The sequence below is a fragment of the Moritella sp. JT01 genome, from assembly GCF_001574435.1.
In the GTDB taxonomy this organism is placed as follows: domain Bacteria; phylum Pseudomonadota; class Gammaproteobacteria; order Enterobacterales; family Moritellaceae; genus Moritella.
Genome location: NZ_LOCN01000025.1, coordinates 1 through 17,784 on the forward strand (window position 1 = coordinate 1; position 17,784 = coordinate 17,784).

Sequence of the window (17,784 nt, forward strand, 5' to 3'; positions counted from 1 at the left end):
GTAGCGCACCTGGTTTGGGACCAGGGGGTCAGAGGTTCGAATCCTCTATCACCGACCACTATTCGAAAAGCCTGCTCATTGAGCAGGCTTTTTTCGTTTCTGACTCTCTACACTACGTCCTGCATTAATAATTCTGTCAATTCGTTACCTTGTTGCTGTACTGCTTGGAGTAGCGTAAGTAACACTTCTGGGTCGATATTTAAATGTTGCGCAAGCGCTTGTGGAAAGCGGTGTATGATCATCGGTGCTGGCACACCTGCATTCATCGCAAAATTAACAAATACGGCAAGGCGAATAAGCACTGCTTCATTTGAAATTTTCTCACATGAGAGAGGATCGAGTTGTTGGTGTATTGCATTTGCAAAGGTATCAGTAAAATTCCACTGTCTTGCGAGCTCAAGGCCCACGTCAGTAAAGTCAAAACTGAGAATTGCGTGTTGGGCTTCAATACGGCTTTGTCCCTGTGCTTGACTGAGAGCGATTAGACTCGCTTCTTCTGGTAATGCACTCTGAATCAGTAACTCCCCAATGTTATGCATTAAACTACACGTAAAAACGATTTCTGGATCTAGGTGGGTTTGGCTAGCGATGGCTTTGGCTATTTGCGCGACTTGAAAAGAATTACGCCAAAATTCACAGATATCAAAATTATTTTCACGCTTAAAATTATTCGCTAGGCTGCTGGCGATGACTAATGAACGTAATTTATTCAGGCCGAGTTTTATTGCCGCTTGTTCTATTGATTCCACATGCTGACCGCGAGAATAAGCGGCAGAGTTTGCCATCTTTAATACTTTTGCAGTGATCACTGGATCCATGGCAATTCTGCGCGCTATTTTATCGAGACTAATATTTGTGTGGTTAAAGCTGTTCATCATTTCTTGTAATAATTGCGGTATAACGGGTGGTTGTTTCAGTTTCGAGAATAAATATTCGACGTTCACACTGTGACTCCCTGTCATTGTGATTTTGGATATATAGCGATGATTAGAATCAAGTTAATGCTAAAGAATGAATATAATATATTTTATTAGCGCAGAGTTCACATTTATTTTCAGTCCTGATAGGACACTTGGTCATTTATCCGTTTTACCTCTCAAACTCACTCTTTGGTTATTTCCCTGAGTAAGTGAATGTGGTTTTATATGACTGGAAGATATTTCTAAGGGATAGAAATCAGGGATAGTTAGGGAGCTATGAGGGGGAGTTATGGATGGGAAACTCGATATAGAAAAAAGGGAAACCGGGTCTAATACGGTTATTTCATCGTTGTTGAAAACAGCCGGTGGTATGACGGGAATTTCGGAAATATTACAACAAAGTCGATTTGAATCACTGTTAGTGAATGTACAACTGAGTGATGAGAGTTTGAATGAAGTCGATCTACTCTCTCGTATATTAGGTGTTGAACCATTAATTTCAGAGCAAGAACATGGTAACAAAGTCTAAAATAAACAGGTAAAGCCCATTCTTTAGTGATGGGCTTTTTTTGTCTTGTTTTATTATCTTCGCAAAATAGCATTTTCATTTAATTATTGATTACCACCTTGAGATGACACTGATATACTCTCGCACCTAACTTACCTGAATCTAGTATTAACTAAGGGTTGTCGCGTGACTGAAATCAGTTTCTACCAACAAATTTATCCGATCATTGTAATGATGCCAATTGCGGCAGCTTGTTTCTTAGCATTAGTATTAGTAAAAGGCGACGTGTGTCCTGGCCAGCGTAAACGTATTACCGAAAATATGATCTCAATTTGGGCTGTATTAGCGCTTGGGTTAATGACAGGCATTGAAGAGTATGCGACAGCGCCGACTTTGATTGTTGGCGGTATTGCGGTATTTATCGGTATAATGCAAAACTTAATTCAGTCTCGTTTAGAAGGTAAACGCGCGATTCCAAGTAGTTGGTTACGTTTACCGATTGCACTGGCGGTTATTACAGGGTTATTAGTACTGTGGCAGCAAAAGCAGCCGCTATTACTATTAGAAGCCGTGTTACTTGGTGCTGTATTTGCACATGTGATCTTATTACGTGCAAAACATCGATTACAAGCATTTAATGTTATTTTACCCGTTGTTGGTATCGCGAGTAGTGTATTACTGATGCTTGGGTTATTGATTGTTGCAGGACTTAATGCCGATTCAAGTCAGATGACGGTGATCCAAGAATTTGTCATTTACCGCGCTGTTATTTTATTATTGGCGTTAGCTATTTGGACTATTCCGCTCTATACAAAACAAGAGTACACACCTAATTTAGTGTCGCTGACAACGGTATTGTTGCTCTTTTCTGAAGTGATCGGGATGGGCGTTATAACTGCATTTTAGCCTTAGCACATTATCCGATTGACGAGTAAAGATAAAGCCACTGACAACAGTGGCTTTATTGTTTTCAATTTGGTTGTGATTCAAGAGTCGCTGGCTGCTGCCACGCTTTGGTTGCCCACAGTGGTACAGTGGATAATGAATGTTTGTAGCTACCATTAATTTCTTTTGTCGAGTACGACACATACAATAGACTTTGGCTATCAGCATCATAAATACGACGGATCTTGAGTGATTTAAATAAGATGCTCTTCGATTGCTTAAAGATCACCTCCCCGCTTTTTGAGGTATCAACCGTTGCTAGCATAGCCGCTGTGATTTCACCTGTTTGGCGACATGCGATCCCCATATCTGACGGATCAGAAAAATCCAAATCAGCTTCAATATGGCTCACATGGCAAGTGACGCCTGGTATCTTTGGATCTACGAATGTGTTGATTTTAATATCTTTAGTGGTGAATAAACCCAGACTAATTTTACCTGATTCATCATCACTACAACCGCTTAATGCAACACTGGTGACAAGTAGTGACAATAAACTGATTCTTTTAAAATTGACTGACAATGGCTTTAACATCGCTGTATTCCTATGGCGGTTTGGGTGAAAGAGATTACAGATTAATACGGAACGATAAATGAGGAAAGCAATAACGTCGGTTTGTCATTGCTTTCCATCTGTGATCATTTTATTGATAACGACCAGAGTTGCTATTCGATTGGGCTTAGGATTAGCGGCGGTATAAGCTGTGGTCAGTAAATTCTTTCGTTGACTGACACTCTAAGCATAGGCGTGATTCAGGACGTGCTTGTAAGCGTTTAATCGATATTTCGTCACCACAGCTATCACAATAACCATAATCGCCACTGTCGATACGACGCAGTGCTTTGATGATTTTTTTGATGTGTAGTTTATCGTGCTGAATACGGTTTAATTCAAGACGATGCGCTTCTTCCATTGCCGCACGATCAATCTCGTCAGCCATTTCATTGCTATCAGTGAGCACGACGTCAGTGGATTGGCTTTCAATTCGAGATAAAATCTCTTGTTGCTCTGTTTCTAGTCTTTCTTTGAAATAGGCTACTTGGCCTTCATTCATAAAATCGCTCATATATATTACCTATTTCGTATTCTGATTATAATTAATTAGCATAATAGACATTTTAATTGTCCGTAATATAGAGTGATTAACCCTATTTTGACAAAAAATAACTGAAAATTACAAATTGGGGTATTTTTTCTCGTTTCAAGGGGAATAAGGCATTAATCCGTATTATTTTTATGAAATGTGCACTGATTATGATTAACCTCAACGGATTAGTTTTAATCTTGAGCAGGTTAGGCTAACATCATCATCTCTTTTAAATATTGTTTACGCTGATATTTAAGACTATGGTTAACTCTTATTATTTAATAACACATTTAAGGACTATGTTTAAGGATTATGTTAATGAAAGCGATAACCGTACACCGTCCGACGTTAAAGGTCATCTGGAAACTTTTGGTTTTCGCATTCTTTCCGCTCACTCTTTGGTTATACAGTGTGATTGGTGATATACCATTTGCGATCATTGACAGCGGTGTTAATTATCATAAATGGATCATTTTTTTTATTTATCTTGGCTGCCTGGCAGTATGGTTTTATTTTGATCGCGCCTTGGCACACAGCTCTTTTTTTCGTAGTTAATGTATCTTATGACTTTTGATTCTCTGTTTTCCATATTTCCGTATATTGTTGTTACCTGTATCGCTATTATTTTTGGCTGCGTTTCAATTCGCAAAACTCAGCAAGCCAACTTATCGATGCAAACTTTAAATCATGAAGTTGAGTTATTAGAACAACAATTAGATAACGTTAACTATACGCATGACCAATTGCAGCAAACGCATGATGCTAATAAATTAAAATTAGAATCGCAAAACAATCAGTTAATTAAATTAATGTCACGATTACGTGAAAGTGATATTCGTTTGCAGGCTGAACGCCAAGCCAACGAAGAAAAATTGGTACTGCAAGCACAGTCTGAACAACGTTTACAACAGCAATTCGAAAACCTCGCAAATAAAATTTTTGATAGTAAAGCTGACAATTTCAAAGAACTAAACAAGTCTAGTGTGGAATTACTTTTAGCGCCATTAAAAACGCAACTTGAAGGATTCAAACAGCAAGTACAAGATGTTTACTCTAACGAAGCGAAAGAGCGTCACAGCTTACAGTCTGAGATTGCTCGCTTACAGCAAGTTTATCAATTGATGTCGAGCGAAACGGCTAATTTAACTAAAGCGCTGAAAGGGGACAACAAACAGCAAGGTAATTGGGGCGAAGTTATTTTAGCGCGGATCTTATCTGAATCTGGTTTACGTGAAGGGCATGAATATGATGTTCAGGTAAGCTTGAATAATGAACATGGCAAACGCTTTCAGCCTGATGTGATTGTTCATTTGCCACAAGATAAAGATGTTGTGGTTGATTCTAAGGTGTCATTAACGGCCTACGAGCGTTACTTTAATGCAGAAGATGAAGTGACACGTAAACAAGCATTACAAGAGCATATAACCTCTATTCGTGGGCATATTCGTGAGCTTGGGCGTAAAGATTATCACTTGTTACAAGGCTTAAAAACCTTAGATTATGTACTGATGTTTGTGGCGGTAGAACCGGCATTTATAGCGGCATTAGAAGCTGACCCAAGTCTAATGAAGTATGCATTGGATAATAACATCATGTTAGTGAGTCCAACCAATTTGTTAGTTGCATTGCGTACTATTGATAATTTATGGCGTTACGAACGTCAGAATCAGAATGCACAATTAATAGCAGAACGTGCCGGTAGGATCTATGAAAAGCTGCGTTTATTTAGTCATGATATGCAAGACATGGGAACCGCGTTAGACAAAGCACAAGATAGTTATGATTCAGCGATGAAACGTTTAAGTACAGGTAAGGGTAATTTAATTAAACAAGCGCAGCAGTTTGTTGATCTTGGCGTCGAAGTTAAAAAACCATTACCTGTTGATTTAATTGAGAAGAGTAGTGCTAACTTATTAGAATAATCAGTTAGCACTCTTATATTTTAACCTTTCCAAAATGCAGGGGTCACGAGCACTAATACTGTCATGATCTCTAATCGCCCCATCAACATACCTAAGCTAAGCGCCCATTTTGCGGTATCAGGTAAACTAGCAAAGTTACCTGATGGGCCAATGACTGGGCCTAGTCCTGGACCCACATTGGCCACTGCGGTAATTGCACCGGTAATACTGGTGATCGGGTCTAAACCTATTATGCTAAGTATGGCTGCCAGTATCGAAACTGTAGCAATAAATGCACTACCAAAAGCAACCACAGATCGTACAATAACATCATTTACATTACGTCCATTGTAGTGCTGTCTAAATACACCTGATGGATGGACTAATTGGGACATCTGCTTACGGAATAAGGTGAAGGCGATTTGAAATCGAAATATTTTTATCCCACCAGATGTTGAGCCAGAACAAGCGCCGGTAAACATCAAACCTGCAAAAAGGACGGTCGTAAACTCACCCCAAGTACCGAAGTCCGTTAAGCCATATCCGGTTGTTGTGACCACCGATATGATATTAAACATACTGATTCTAATTGCATCAGTCAGTTCAAAAACATCTTTTTGCCACAGGTATAGTGACATAATGGTTGTCATTATCAGCACGAGTTTACTGAATCCGATGATCTGTGCGTCATTGATGAGTATTTTGAGATCTCGGCGATGAATGGCATTAATCAGGAGTAAAAACGGTAACCCGCCTAAAAACATAAAGAAGCTGCCGTTCCACTGCGCTGCGTTTGAGAAGTGAGCCATGGATTGGTCGGAGGTCGAGTACCCGCCTGTCGATAGTGTTGTCATGGCATGATTGACTGCTTCAAAGCTCGTCATGCCTGCAGCTAAGTAACCAAAATAGCACAGCACGGTTAAGCTTAAATAGACGTACATTACGTAAGCTGCAGTATGTTGGGTTTTGGTGGTGTTTTTATCAGACCAATCCGATGATTCGGTTTGGAATAAACGCATACCACCGACGTTTAAGTAAGGTAATACAGCCACGCCCATGACCACAAAACCGACGCCACCTAACCACTGTAAAATTGAACGCCATAACAATACACTGTGAGCTGTCGTATCTAAATTAGATAATACGGTTGAACCTGTGGTGGTGATACCTGACATGGTTTCGAAATAGGCATCGGTATAGCTAATATGTTGGATCAACATGAGCGGCAAGGCGGCAAATGCGGAGGCAATTATCCACACACACGTGGTCAGTAAAAACATTTCACGTATACCCAGACGGAAAATTTTCGAGCGGCCTTTATGCCAGAATAGACCGGATGCGATGGTGGTGATAATAATGGATTTGAAAAATTCGGGCGCGCCATGGCCATCGGTAGACAAAGCCAGTACCAAAGGTGCAATCATAAATAAAGCAAGCGCGCGTAACACCACACTTGCCATGAACAATACGGGTTTGAAGTTAACCATGAAACAAGTTTCTTTGTATGTTATAAGAAAAATGGACTGGGTTGAAAAAGTTTCTCTACATCAGGGATGAACTTTTTATCAACCAGGAACATAACCACGTGATCATCTTGTTCAATCACGGTGTTATCATGCGCAATTATGACTGCGTCATTACGTACAATTGCACCAATGGTGGTACCTGTAGGTAGTTTTAAACTTCCCACAGACCGACCGACAACGCGCGATGTTAATTTATCACCATGAGCTATCGCTTCAATCGCCTCAGCGGCACCACGGCGCAATGAGTAGACATTGGCGATATCAGCACGACGAACATGCGTTAATAACGCTGAGATCGTGGCCTGTTGTGGTGAAATGGCAATATCGATAGTGCCGCCCTGCACCAGATCAACATAAGCACCACGCTGGATCAGCACCATGGCTTTTTTCGCGCCCATCCGTTTGGCTAACATGGCAGACATGATATTGGCTTCGTCATCATTGGTGACCGCGATAAATACGTCTGTTTGGTCTATGTGTTCTTCACTAAGCAGCTCTTGATCGGAGGCATCACCGCAGAATACGATGGTATTATTAAGCATTTCTGATAGTTTTTCGGCTCGGGTGATATTACGCTCAATCAATTTGACTGAGTAATCACGTTCTAAACGACCCGCTAATGCCGCGCCAATATTACCACCCCCGGCAATAATAATACGGCGATACGGTTTTTCCAGTTTTTGCAATTCACTCATCACGGCGCGAATATTATTACTTGCAGAAACAAAAAATACTTCGTCATCGGCTTCAATAATCGTTGTACCCAGTGGTCGGATCGGTTTTCCTTGGCGGAAGATCGCAGCAACGCGGGCTTCCACATTAGGCATATGTTCACGTAATGCCGCTAACGCATTACCGACTAATGGACCGCCATAATAGGCTTTTACTGCCACGAGACCCACTTTGTTATTGGCAAAGTGAACGACCTGTAATGCCCCCGGATAATCGATGAGGCGTTTAATATAGTCGGTCACTAGCTGCTCGGGTGCGATCAAATGGTCCACTGCAATAGCGCCATTATTAAACAGGATTTCTTTGTTATTGAGATAGGATTCATTTCTGATCCGAGCGATTTTATTTGGGGTATTGAACATGGTGTAAGCGATCTGACAAGCGATCATATTGGTTTCATCATTGTTGGTCACCGCCACCAACATATCTGCATCTTGCGCGCCGGCTTCACGTAGTACGTCTGGATTGGCGCCGTGGCCTTCAACAACGCGCAGGTCAAATTTATCTTGTAAGTTTCTTAAGCTGTCGACATCGCGGTCGATAATAGTAATGTCATTATTTTCACCCACTAAGTTTTCAGCCAGCGTGCCGCCGACCTGGCCTGCACCGATAATGATAATTTTCATTTAACCTCGCACCAAATAAAATTTTCGTGATCTGTTTTGATAATACTATTCTACGCTTATTTAAGCTAAAGTTGAATAACGCCAATAGTTTATAGCCAAATGATACTAATTCATCAATTGGCTATAGAGACTATTCAGTTATGCTTTTTTTTGTAACTTCGCGTAGAAGAAGCCATCCATACCTTGGGTATTGGGTAGGATCTGCCAGCTTGATGCTTGATTGTCGCTGTTGGTTGTTAATGGGATCAGCGTTGCATCCGGAGTTCGAGCAACAAATGAACTGATTTGTTCGCTGTTTTCTGCCGGTAGAATAGAGCAGGTAGCATATAATAATGTGCCGCCTGGTTTAAGTTGCTGCCACATGGCATCTAAAATTTCAGATTGTAATTGGACTAATGGTGCAATGTCGCTATCACGACGTAACCATTTTATATCTGGATGACGACGAATAACGCCGGTTGCACTACAAGGTGCATCTAATAAAATGCGATCAAACTTATCACCCTGCCACCAATCTTTAGGCTTACTCGCATCGCCGTGGATAAGCTCTGCTTCTAACTGCATACGGGTTAAGTTTTCTTGTACTCGACTTAAACGGGTTGCATCAAAATCAACTGCAACGAGGTGTTTTAATGCAGGCTGACGTTCTAAAATATGTGCAGTTTTGCCACCTGGAGCTGCACAGGCATCAAGAATCAATTCGCCTGGTTGTGCGTCTAAGAATTGCGCTGCAAATTGTGCTGCGCCATCTTGTACAGAGCTATGACCTTCTGCAAAACCAGCTAGTTTGTAAACATCAGTCGGCTTCTCTAAACGTAATGCTGAATCGGCACTATCTACTATTTCAGCAACGATGTCGTCAGCGGCTAATAATGCTTGATAGTCAGCTTGGGTATTATGCTGTTGATTAACACGGATCCACATTGGTGGTCGTTCATTGTTAGCCATTAATACATCTTGCCATTGCTCTGGATAAGCGGCTTTAATGCGTTTGATTAACCAGCCGGGGTGACCGAATTTACACGCGTCATTACCGTCGGCTTGATTTTCTAGATCATCTTGTTGGCGTTGGTAATTACGTAAAATAGCGTTCACCAGACCACTGAGTTTAGGTGATTTTAATACCTTAATCGCGTTTACGGTTTCAGCTACTGCAGCATGTGCTGGAATACGCATGAATTTTAATTGATATAAGCCAACCAGAATTAAGAAATGTACGGGTCTTTGTTTACCCGTTAATGGTTTGCTCATTAGTTGGCGACTAATAAATTCAAGACGTGGCAACCAGCGCAATACGCCGTAACAGATCTCCTGTAGTAAAGCACGATCCTTGGCTGGTAATAATTGCTGAGCAATTGGTAAGGCTGTCGTCAATGACTGACCTCTATCAACAACTTGGTAAAGTACTTTTGCAGCGCTAGCTCTGGTTTTCATATATATGTATCCGAGGTAAAACCGCTTAATACGATTAAGCGGTCATAGGTATTAAATAGAATTTAGTAATTGACCAACAGTAAACCACTCTTTACGAGCATTTAGTATGTCTTGAACTGGCATGGCTTTTTTGCCCGCAAGTTGCAGGTTTAATAACGTTAATACGCCATACCCTGTTGCCACTTGAATGCCTTTTTTTGTTGCAGCTAGAACCGTGCCAGGCTGCGCGTCCGTCACATCTTCACTCGCATTTGCTTGCCAAACTTTCACATTTTGTTCGGCAATTTGTGTGTAACTTACAGGCCAAGGATTAAACGCGCGGATTTGACGTTCGATAGCAACCGCTGATTGTGTCCAATCGATGTTTGCTTCTTCTTTGCTAAGTTTAGCTGCGTAGTTTGCTTGTTCATCATCTTGCACTTCAGCAACGGCGGTATTGTTACTGATCTGCGTTAATGTTTCCAATAGACCTTGTGGGCCAAGCTCGGCAAGTTTGTCATATAAGCTGGCACTGGTTTCATCATCCGCGATTGGGCAAGTTACTTTGTGTAGCATGGCACCCGTATCTAAACCGATATCCATTTGCATGATAGTGACGCCTGTCTCAGCATCTCCGGCCCAGATTGCACGTTGGATTGGTGCCGCTCCACGCCATCTTGGTAATAGTGAACCATGCACATTGATACAACCTAAGCGCGGTGTATCTAACGCTACTTGAGGCAGGATCAAACCGTAAGCAACCACGACCATCAAATCGGCGTTTAGGGTTGCCAATTCTTGTTGTGCTTCTTCATTACGTAAACTAACAGGCTGATAAACAGGAATGTCATGGCTAACTGCGAGTTGTTTTACGTCACTTGGTTTTAATTTTTTCCCACGACCTGCGGGGCGATCTGGCTGGCTATATACCGCGATCACTTCATGCTCTGAATTTAGTAATGCAGAGAGGTGTTTTGCGGCAAAATCAGGGGTGCCGGCAAAAATAATACGTAATGGTTTGGTCAAGGTTAATTCCTATTTTGTATTCTTATTTATTTTGACGTGCTAGCTTTTCGAGCTTCTTCCGAATTCTTTGCTGTTTTAGCGGTGATAGGTAGTCAATAAAGAGTTTACCGTTTAGGTGATCCACTTCGTGCTGTAAACAAATGGCTAATAAATCATGGGCTTCTCGTGTAAACTCATTACCGTCACGGTCTAATGCTGTCACGGTTACGCTTTCTGCGCGTGGCACAAAAGCGCGTGATTCTGGTACCGATAGGCAGCCTTCTTCAATACCCGTCTCTCCGAATTTGTTGGTGAGCACTGGATTGATAAGGATTAGAGGCTCATCGCGTGTTCCTGACACATCGATAACGACAATACGTTGTAAAATATTGACTTGTACAGCGGCTAACCCAATACCTTCTTCGGTGTACATGGTTTCGAGCATGTCATCGATGATGATTTGTGTCGCTGGTGTGATTTCCTGCACAGGTTGAGCAATTTTTTTTAATCGATCATCAGGAAAATGTAAAACTTCTAATATAGCCATGGTACTTTCTTATTTTGAATGGATTCAAATAACGCTTAATTTTGACGTAAAACGTCACAATAATCACTATAAATATAAGCGTTCAAACAACAATTAGGAAAGGATATGTCCATAAAACGTCGTTTGATCTTTGCTTTAGCCGCTATTTTACCCTTTTTAGCGCATGCTGATAGCTTAAACTTAAAAAACCAATACCCCACTGAATACATCGTCAAAGAAGGTGATACGCTTTGGGATATTTCGAGCCAATATTTGCAAAGCCCGTGGCTGTGGCCACAATTATGGGATGCTAATCCTGCTTTAGATGATCCGCATCTTATCTATCCCGGCGATAAACTACAATTAATCTTTGTTGATGGCCAACCTCGCTTAGTACGTAATCATATGCGCAAGCGTATCTTAAAAGTTTCTCCTACAGCGCGACCTGAATTAAAAGGCAGTCGAGCAATACCGACTATACCGTTAAAATTGATTAATTCTTTTTTAAGTCGTGATTATGTCGCAGCGGATGAAAAATTAAAACATGCCCCAGTGATCTTAGGCAATAATGACGGTAATACGACATTCATTGTTGGTCATAATATTTTTGCATCCAGTTCTTTAAAACCGGGTCAGTATGGTATTTATCGCCGAGGTCGTATTTATATAGACCCTGTTACTAATGAAAAATTAGGTAACGAAGTGGAGTTTATAGGCATTGCTCGCGTTGTGAATACTGGAACGGAAACGATTCCAGCGAAATTATCAATTTTAAAAAGTGCGAAAGAGGCGCGTAAAGGTGATCGATTACTCCCTATGCCGGAGCAAGATCGCTTACCGGTATATTTTCAGCCGCGTAATTTTCAATTAGCGAGTGATGGTGTCATTGTCGCTGCGGATGAAAAATACAGTGTTATTGGTAAAAACGATGTGGTGATCATTAATCGAGGTTGGCGTGATAGTGTCGGTGCAGGGGATGTTTTTGCGGTATTAAAACGCGGTAAGACTATAATTCGTCGTGAACAAGACCTTGACTTTAATTATGACGATCAAGTTAATCAATATGATAAACTTTTTTCTGATAAAAATGAGTTACAGCTCCCAGATGAACGGATCGGAGAAATGATGGTGTTCAAAGTTTACGACAAAGTCAGCCTTGCTCTTATTACACATAGCTCACAAGTGATTAAACTGAATGATAAGGTAAGCAACTTATGAGATAAATAATGGTTAATGAGCAAGATAAATATTGGTTAGCGCTATACGACGTCCCCAAAATAGGTGGTAGTAGGGCGCTAAAGTTATTGAAAAAAACATCGTTAACTAGATTATTTTCTGGTTCTGCACTGTATCTACAATCACTTGGTTTGGATACAGCACAGCAACAAAGCATTCTAAACCCCGATTGGCAGGCTATTGAGAACACCTTAAATTGGCTTGCGGATCAATCTGAACGTTATCTTATCCCTATTACCTCAAGTGATTATCCACTGACATTAAAAAATATTGGTTCTCCACCCTTACTTTTGTATGTAGAAGGTAATGTTGAGTTATTATCGAAACCACAAATCGCTATGGTTGGCAGTCGAGCTCCAAGTTATTATGGCAAGCGGCATGCACACAGCTTTGCAGCAGCGTTAGTGCAAGAAGGATTAGTGGTTACCAGTGGTCTTGCGATTGGTGTCGATAGTGAGTGTCACCGTAGTGTATTAGCAGCGAAAGGGCATACTATTGCCGTTTTAGGTACTGGGTTAGCCAATATTTATCCTAAGCGTCATCAGCAATTAGCGCAACAGATTAGGGAACAGGGGGCGTTGGTTTCTGAGTTTAGTCCTTTTACACAAGCGAGACCGGAACACTTCCCCCGTCGTAATCGCATTGTCAGTGGTCTCTCACTTGGTGTTGTGGTCATTGAAGCAGCATTAAACAGCGGGTCATTAATTTCGGCTCGTTATGCCGTAGAACAAGGCCGTGAAGTCTTTGCTCTGCCTGGCGCAATTGATAATCCGATGGCTGCAGGTTGTCATTATTTGATCCAACAAGGGGCAAAACTAATTACTCAAATTAGTGATATTACCGATGAACTCACATATATAAATGTAAGTACGAATTTTGAGCAAACAGACCTATTCAGCGCTGATCCCGAGACTGTTTCATTGCCAAATCAAATTATCTTAGATAGTGTCGGTTATGAAGTAACGACAGCAGATATTATTGCTGAGCACAGCAAACAACCTGTTAGCCAAGTATTAACGAGTTTAATTGAACTGGAACTTGATAATTGGGTGAGTGTTGTGCCCGGTGGTTATGTGAGATCGCAACGGAGGGGCTAATGCTAGATATACTTATTTATCTTTTCGAAAACTTTTATGAACAAAATGAATCTGAGTTTTTAGTTGATCGAGATAATTTACTCGATGAGTTAATTCAGGCTGGTTTTGCTGAAACTGAAATACATAAAGCGATTACATGGATTGAAAACTTAGTCGAGCTACGTAATGGTGGGATTCAGACTCATCTACAAGTTTCGTGTGTGAGTTCTATGCGGATTTATACGGAAGCGGAGCAATTCTATATAAACACTGAATGCCGTGGTTTTCTATTATTTTTAGAGCATATTAATGTGCTAAACATTGAAACCAGAGAAATGGCCATCGCACGTTTAATTGAACTTGAGAATCTAGATCTAGATCTTGATGACATTAAATGGGTCATTTTAATGGTGCTATTTAATGTGCCAAACGGTGAAAAAGCATATTTGCAGATGGAAGAATTAGTTCAGGATAAAGCACATGATTACCTGCATTAAAGCGTGATATGCTGTGACTGAACGATTAAAACTGTATTAATTACTGGCATAATATGTCAGTTTTGTTAATATCCGCCCATCAATTATTTACTTAAAAATTGTTCAAATGTCTAAAGATAACGACAAACTATTTACAGTTCATGAACATGCCTTGGAAAAAGAGTACGAGACGTGCCCGCAATGCGGTGCTGAGTTAAGTATTAAAAATGCCAAATCAGGGCCTTTTTTAGGTTGTAATAATTATCCTACTTGTGAGTATTCACGCCCGCTATCAAATCAATCACATTTCGAAGATGACAAAGTGTTGGTTGGTTCCGAATGCCCAGAGTGTCAGCATGAACTCGTATTGAAACGTGGCCGTTATGGCTTTTTTATTGGTTGTACCCAATTCCCCACTTGCAATTACATGTCTAAAACAGAAACGCCTGACGAAACTGGTATATGTTGTCCGCAGTGTAAGTCGGGTGATTTGATGCAGAAAAAATCACGTTTCGGAAAAATATTTTATTCTTGTAATAAATATCCTAAGTGTAAATACATTATTAATTTCAAACCAATTTCAGAAACTTGCCCTGAGTGTCATTGGGCAATTTTAGTTGAAAAAAAAACCAGTAATGGAAAACAACTTATTTGTCCGCAGAAAAGCTGTGGTTATAAGCGTGCTTTATTAGAATAGTGACAAACACTATCGATTAATTTAAACGATTAAAAATAACTCATACGGAAAGGGAATAATTATGTCTACACCATTTGTTGCAGTATTAATGGGCTCAGATTCAGACTTACCTGTCATGCAGGGGACACTGAATGTACTAAAGTCATTTGAAATTCAGTACGAAGTGAAAGTAACGTCTGCTCACCGTACGCCAGCAGCGACACATCAATATGTGACCGATGCTGAAAGTCGTGGTTGTGCTGTATTTATTTGTGCTGCTGGTCTAGCTGCGCATTTAGCGGGTGCGGTTGCTGGTATCACTACACATCCTGTCATTGGTGTGCCAATTGATGCAGGTCCGTTACAAGGTATGGATGCATTATTATCAACAGTGCAAATGCCTGGTGGCGTACCTGTTGCATGTGTGGCAATCGGAAGTGCTGGTGCTAAAAATGCAGGTTATCTTGCCGCGCAAATGCTTGCAATTGGTAACCCAGAAATGGCGGCTAAAGTGAAAGCTGAACGTCAAGCTAATGCAGCAAGCATTATTGCTAAAGACGAAGCATTACAAGCTAAATTAAAAGCGCTGTAACTGTAATTGGTAAGAAACTAAGCTTACAACTGTCGCTATAGAGTAAGAAATGGTAGCGTAAGCTACCATTTTTATTTATGACTATTAATAATCGATATATTATTGTGAATAATTCAACAGCTATTAATAACGCGGTAACTGCGTTACAGAACCAGCAAGTTATTGCTTATCCAACTGAAGCTGTATTTGGCTTGGGTTGCGATCCAATGAATGAAAAAGCGGTTCAATGCTTGTTAACCATTAAACAACGCCCGGTTGAAAAAGGTTTGATCTTAATTGCAGCCAATTTAGCGCAATTAAATGATTATGTTGATTTAACAGCATTGTCTACAGCGCAAATCGATCTCATTAATCAAACCTGGCCTGGTCCTGTGACTTGGGTTATGCCAGCTAAATCACAAGTACCTAAATGGTTAACAGGACAGTTTGATAGTATTGCAGTACGTGTTTCTGCCCATCCGACTGTACAGGCATTATGCCTTGCTTTTCGTGGTCCAATCACCTCAACAAGTGCGAACTTAACGGGACTTACGCCTTGCGTGACTGCTATTGAGGTTACTGGTCAACTCGGGCCATTACTTGGCGCGATTGTTGACGAAGCGGTTGGCGAACTTGCGCAACCAACAACGATCAGAGATGCGATTACGGGTAAAATATACCGTTAATCAATATTTTATTCTGGTAGCTTCTATTGATCGATATGTTCAAGTCGTTGTTTACTAATTTCTTTCCTTTATCTACCTCATTACAGGAGTTGTGCAGTATGGATCGTTATGCCGTATTTGGTAATCCAATAAATCACAGTAAATCGCCTATGATCCACCGCTTATTTGCTCAGCAAACTGCACAAGATCTCAGTTATCAAGCCATTGAAGCCCCAATTAATGGTTTTGCCATAGCGATGAATGATTTTTTTTCTCAGGGAGGAAAGGGTTGTAATATCACAGTCCCTTTTAAAGAAGAGGCATTTTCATTTGCTCAAGAATTAACACCGCGGGCGCAACTTGCTGGTGCTGTGAACACCTTGGTGCTTACTGACGATGGTCGGGTGATTGGTGATAATACGGATGGATTTGGTCTGGTACACGATTTATTGCAGTATACGACCCTCGTAAATAAGCGGATTTTATTATTGGGTGCCGGAGGCGCTGCGCGTGGCGTAATTGGTCCATTATTAGAACAAGGCATACAAGAACTGGTTATTGCTAATCGTACAGATGCGAAAGCGCAACAGTTAGCTACGTTATTTAATGATAAGGGCGATATTACAGCATGTAGTTTTTCTGCGTTAAGTGGTAGCTTTGATCTTATTATTAACTCGACCTCGGCAAGTTTGTCAGGTTTAGTTCCTGCAATCTCGCCAGCTTTAGTTGATAAACAAACTATCTGTTATGACATGATGTATAAAGTGGAGGCTACGGCATTCAATTTATGGGCGATGGAACAAGGCGCTGAACTTGTTATTGATGGGCTAGGAATGTTGGTTGGGCAAGCGGCTGAAAGTTTTAAAGTTTGGCGAGGCATCACCCCATCTATGTCGCCAGTACTTGAAGCATTAAGAAAAACGATTAAACAAGATTAATCCTGTTACCCTCTAGGCTAAGTTAGAGGGTATGCGATACTTTATATTTCGAATCGGATTACTGGCTATCTTCTATATACTCATTTTTTAGCAGTACGTAGTTATCAGCGGATAGTTTCAAGAACGCGATCTCATCATCCGTTAATTTTCTTGCCTGTTTCGCTGGACTGCCGATATAAAGATAACCACTTGCTAATGTTTTTCTTGGTGGGACTAAAGTACCAGCGCCAATCATGACGTCATCTTCAATTATAGCGCCATCAAGCACTATCGCCCCCATGCCTATTAATACGCGATTACCAACTGTACATGCATGTAACAGTGCTTTATGGCCAACAGTCACATCTTCACCTAAAATAAGCGGGATACCATGCGGGTTTGCTGGACTTTTACGAGTGACATGTAATACGCAACCATCTTGAACATTTGTACGCGCACCAATGAAGATTTTATTTACATCACCACGTGCTGCCACGAGTGGCCATATACTGGCATCTTCGTCTATAGTTATATCCCCGATGAGGACTGCTGACTTATCAACATAAGCTGAATTCGCTAATTGTGGAGATACCCCTTGGTATTTTCGAAGTGAAGTGCTCATTGTTGTCCCTATATAGTCATTTATAGTTATTAATGTTAGTCAAATACTCAAATAGCATAGTAAACAACCAAGCTTGATAGCGCTATATTATTTTTTTAGAAATCACTTGCCTGTAAACGTTAAATCCCTATAATGGCGCCTCACTGACACGGCAACAGCCGCTCAGTAAGGTGTTTAAAATTAACTTCGGTTACTTTTTAAACGTCCTGAATAAAGCATCAATATGTGCTTGACTTCAAATTTGGTTTGCGTAGAATACGCAGCCTGACTACGACGCAAGGCGTCAAGGTCAACGCTCTTTAACAATTTATTCAAGCAATCTGTGTGAGCACTTGCAGAGATATAATGACCAAAT

Annotated in this window: 20 protein-coding genes; 11 read left to right on the plus strand and 9 right to left on the minus strand. The window is 40.8% G+C overall.

The annotated features are described in order from the left end of the window. Positions 1-107: 107 nt before the first annotated feature. Entirely contained in the window at positions 108-944 is an 837-nt protein-coding gene (locus AKG98_RS17725) for an HDOD domain-containing protein (protein WP_228140347.1), read from the minus strand. A 265-nt stretch (positions 945-1,209) separates the two neighbouring features. Between AKG98_RS17725 and AKG98_RS17730 the strand changes: the two genes are divergently transcribed. Together AKG98_RS17730 and AKG98_RS17735 are read left to right on the plus strand one after the other, a co-directional pair. Then, complete coding sequence (locus tag AKG98_RS17730; RefSeq protein WP_067049013.1) at positions 1,210-1,449, plus strand: hypothetical protein; 240 nt, start codon at positions 1,210-1,212, stop codon at positions 1,447-1,449. A gap of 165 nt (positions 1,450-1,614) precedes the next feature. Further along, the gene (locus AKG98_RS17735) at positions 1,615-2,334 is read left to right on the plus strand and encodes a hypothetical protein (protein ID WP_067049016.1); all 720 of its coding nucleotides are present in this window, start codon (positions 1,615-1,617) and stop codon (positions 2,332-2,334) included. Between the two features lie 64 nt (positions 2,335-2,398). Here AKG98_RS17735 and AKG98_RS17740 read toward each other — a convergent pair whose 3' ends face one another. Together AKG98_RS17740 and AKG98_RS17745 are read right to left on the minus strand one after the other, a co-directional pair. Then, positions 2,399-2,908, minus strand: a complete 510-nt coding sequence (locus AKG98_RS17740; protein WP_067049019.1) for a CreA family protein — start codon at positions 2,906-2,908, stop codon at positions 2,399-2,401. A 151-nt stretch (positions 2,909-3,059) separates the two neighbouring features. Beyond that, complete coding sequence (locus tag AKG98_RS17745) at positions 3,060-3,440, minus strand: TraR/DksA C4-type zinc finger protein (RefSeq protein ID WP_067049022.1); 381 nt, start codon at positions 3,438-3,440, stop codon at positions 3,060-3,062. Between the two features lie 339 nt (positions 3,441-3,779). Here AKG98_RS17745 and AKG98_RS17750 point away from each other — a divergent pair, with 339 nt between their 5' ends. Then, positions 3,780-4,016: a hypothetical protein gene (locus tag AKG98_RS17750; protein ID WP_067049025.1), complete on the plus strand. Its 237-nt coding sequence runs from the start codon at positions 3,780-3,782 to the stop codon at positions 4,014-4,016. A gap of 8 nt (positions 4,017-4,024) precedes the next feature. Beyond that, a complete protein-coding gene (gene rmuC, locus AKG98_RS17755) occupies positions 4,025-5,383 on the plus strand; it encodes a DNA recombination protein RmuC (RefSeq protein ID WP_083544010.1) in 1,359 nt (452 codons plus the stop codon). A gap of 20 nt (positions 5,384-5,403) precedes the next feature. Here the strand turns inward: rmuC and AKG98_RS17760 are convergent, their stop codons facing one another. From AKG98_RS17760 to def, 5 genes are all read right to left on the minus strand, one after another. Continuing rightward, positions 5,404-6,849: a TrkH family potassium uptake protein gene (locus tag AKG98_RS17760; RefSeq protein ID WP_067049030.1), complete on the minus strand. Its 1,446-nt coding sequence runs from the start codon at positions 6,847-6,849 to the stop codon at positions 5,404-5,406. Positions 6,850-6,869: 20 nt separating this feature from the next. Then, positions 6,870-8,246, minus strand: a complete 1,377-nt coding sequence (trkA, locus tag AKG98_RS17765; RefSeq protein ID WP_067049033.1) for a Trk system potassium transporter TrkA — start codon at positions 8,244-8,246, stop codon at positions 6,870-6,872. Between the two features lie 138 nt (positions 8,247-8,384). Then, the gene (gene rsmB, locus AKG98_RS17770; protein ID WP_067049036.1) at positions 8,385-9,680 is read right to left on the minus strand and encodes a 16S rRNA (cytosine(967)-C(5))-methyltransferase RsmB; all 1,296 of its coding nucleotides are present in this window, start codon (positions 9,678-9,680) and stop codon (positions 8,385-8,387) included. A 51-nt stretch (positions 9,681-9,731) separates the two neighbouring features. Next, on the minus strand, positions 9,732-10,685 hold the full coding sequence (gene fmt / locus AKG98_RS17775) for a methionyl-tRNA formyltransferase (protein WP_067049039.1): 954 nt from the start codon (positions 10,683-10,685) through the stop codon (positions 9,732-9,734). A 22-nt stretch (positions 10,686-10,707) separates the two neighbouring features. After that, positions 10,708-11,211 carry a peptide deformylase gene (def, locus tag AKG98_RS17780; RefSeq protein WP_067049042.1) on the minus strand — a complete coding sequence of 168 codons (504 nt, stop codon included), beginning with the start codon at positions 11,209-11,211 and terminating at the stop codon, positions 10,708-10,710. A gap of 105 nt (positions 11,212-11,316) precedes the next feature. On the opposite strand from def, the gene AKG98_RS17785 reads away from it, so the two are divergent. The 7 genes from AKG98_RS17785 (at position 11,317) to aroE (ending at position 16,828) form a co-directional block, all read left to right on the plus strand. Continuing rightward, entirely contained in the window at positions 11,317-12,408 is a 1,092-nt protein-coding gene (locus tag AKG98_RS17785) for a LysM peptidoglycan-binding domain-containing protein (RefSeq protein ID WP_067049045.1), read from the plus strand. 8 nt (positions 12,409-12,416) lie between these two features. Then, entirely contained in the window at positions 12,417-13,523 is a 1,107-nt protein-coding gene (dprA, locus tag AKG98_RS17790) for a DNA-processing protein DprA (protein WP_067049048.1), read from the plus strand. Then, on the plus strand, positions 13,523-13,999 hold the full coding sequence (locus AKG98_RS17795; protein WP_067049050.1) for a DUF494 family protein: 477 nt from the start codon (positions 13,523-13,525) through the stop codon (positions 13,997-13,999). Before dprA ends, AKG98_RS17795 begins: the two co-directional genes overlap by 1 nt. A gap of 106 nt (positions 14,000-14,105) precedes the next feature. After that, a complete protein-coding gene (locus AKG98_RS17800) occupies positions 14,106-14,675 on the plus strand; it encodes a type I DNA topoisomerase (protein WP_067049053.1) in 570 nt (189 codons plus the stop codon). A gap of 61 nt (positions 14,676-14,736) precedes the next feature. Beyond that, positions 14,737-15,246, plus strand: coding sequence for a 5-(carboxyamino)imidazole ribonucleotide mutase (gene purE / locus AKG98_RS17805; protein ID WP_067049056.1), 510 nt, complete (start codon positions 14,737-14,739; stop codon positions 15,244-15,246). A 77-nt stretch (positions 15,247-15,323) separates the two neighbouring features. Then, the gene (locus AKG98_RS17810; RefSeq protein WP_067049059.1) at positions 15,324-15,911 is read left to right on the plus strand and encodes an L-threonylcarbamoyladenylate synthase; all 588 of its coding nucleotides are present in this window, start codon (positions 15,324-15,326) and stop codon (positions 15,909-15,911) included. A 98-nt stretch (positions 15,912-16,009) separates the two neighbouring features. Beyond that, positions 16,010-16,828 (plus strand): shikimate dehydrogenase, encoded by an 819-nt coding sequence (gene aroE, locus AKG98_RS17815; protein WP_067049062.1) that lies wholly within the window; start codon positions 16,010-16,012, stop codon positions 16,826-16,828. Positions 16,829-16,886: 58 nt separating this feature from the next. Here aroE and AKG98_RS17820 read toward each other — a convergent pair whose 3' ends face one another. Then, positions 16,887-17,429, minus strand: coding sequence for a gamma carbonic anhydrase family protein (locus tag AKG98_RS17820; RefSeq protein ID WP_067049065.1), 543 nt, complete (start codon positions 17,427-17,429; stop codon positions 16,887-16,889). Between the last annotated feature and the right edge of the window lie 355 nt (positions 17,430-17,784).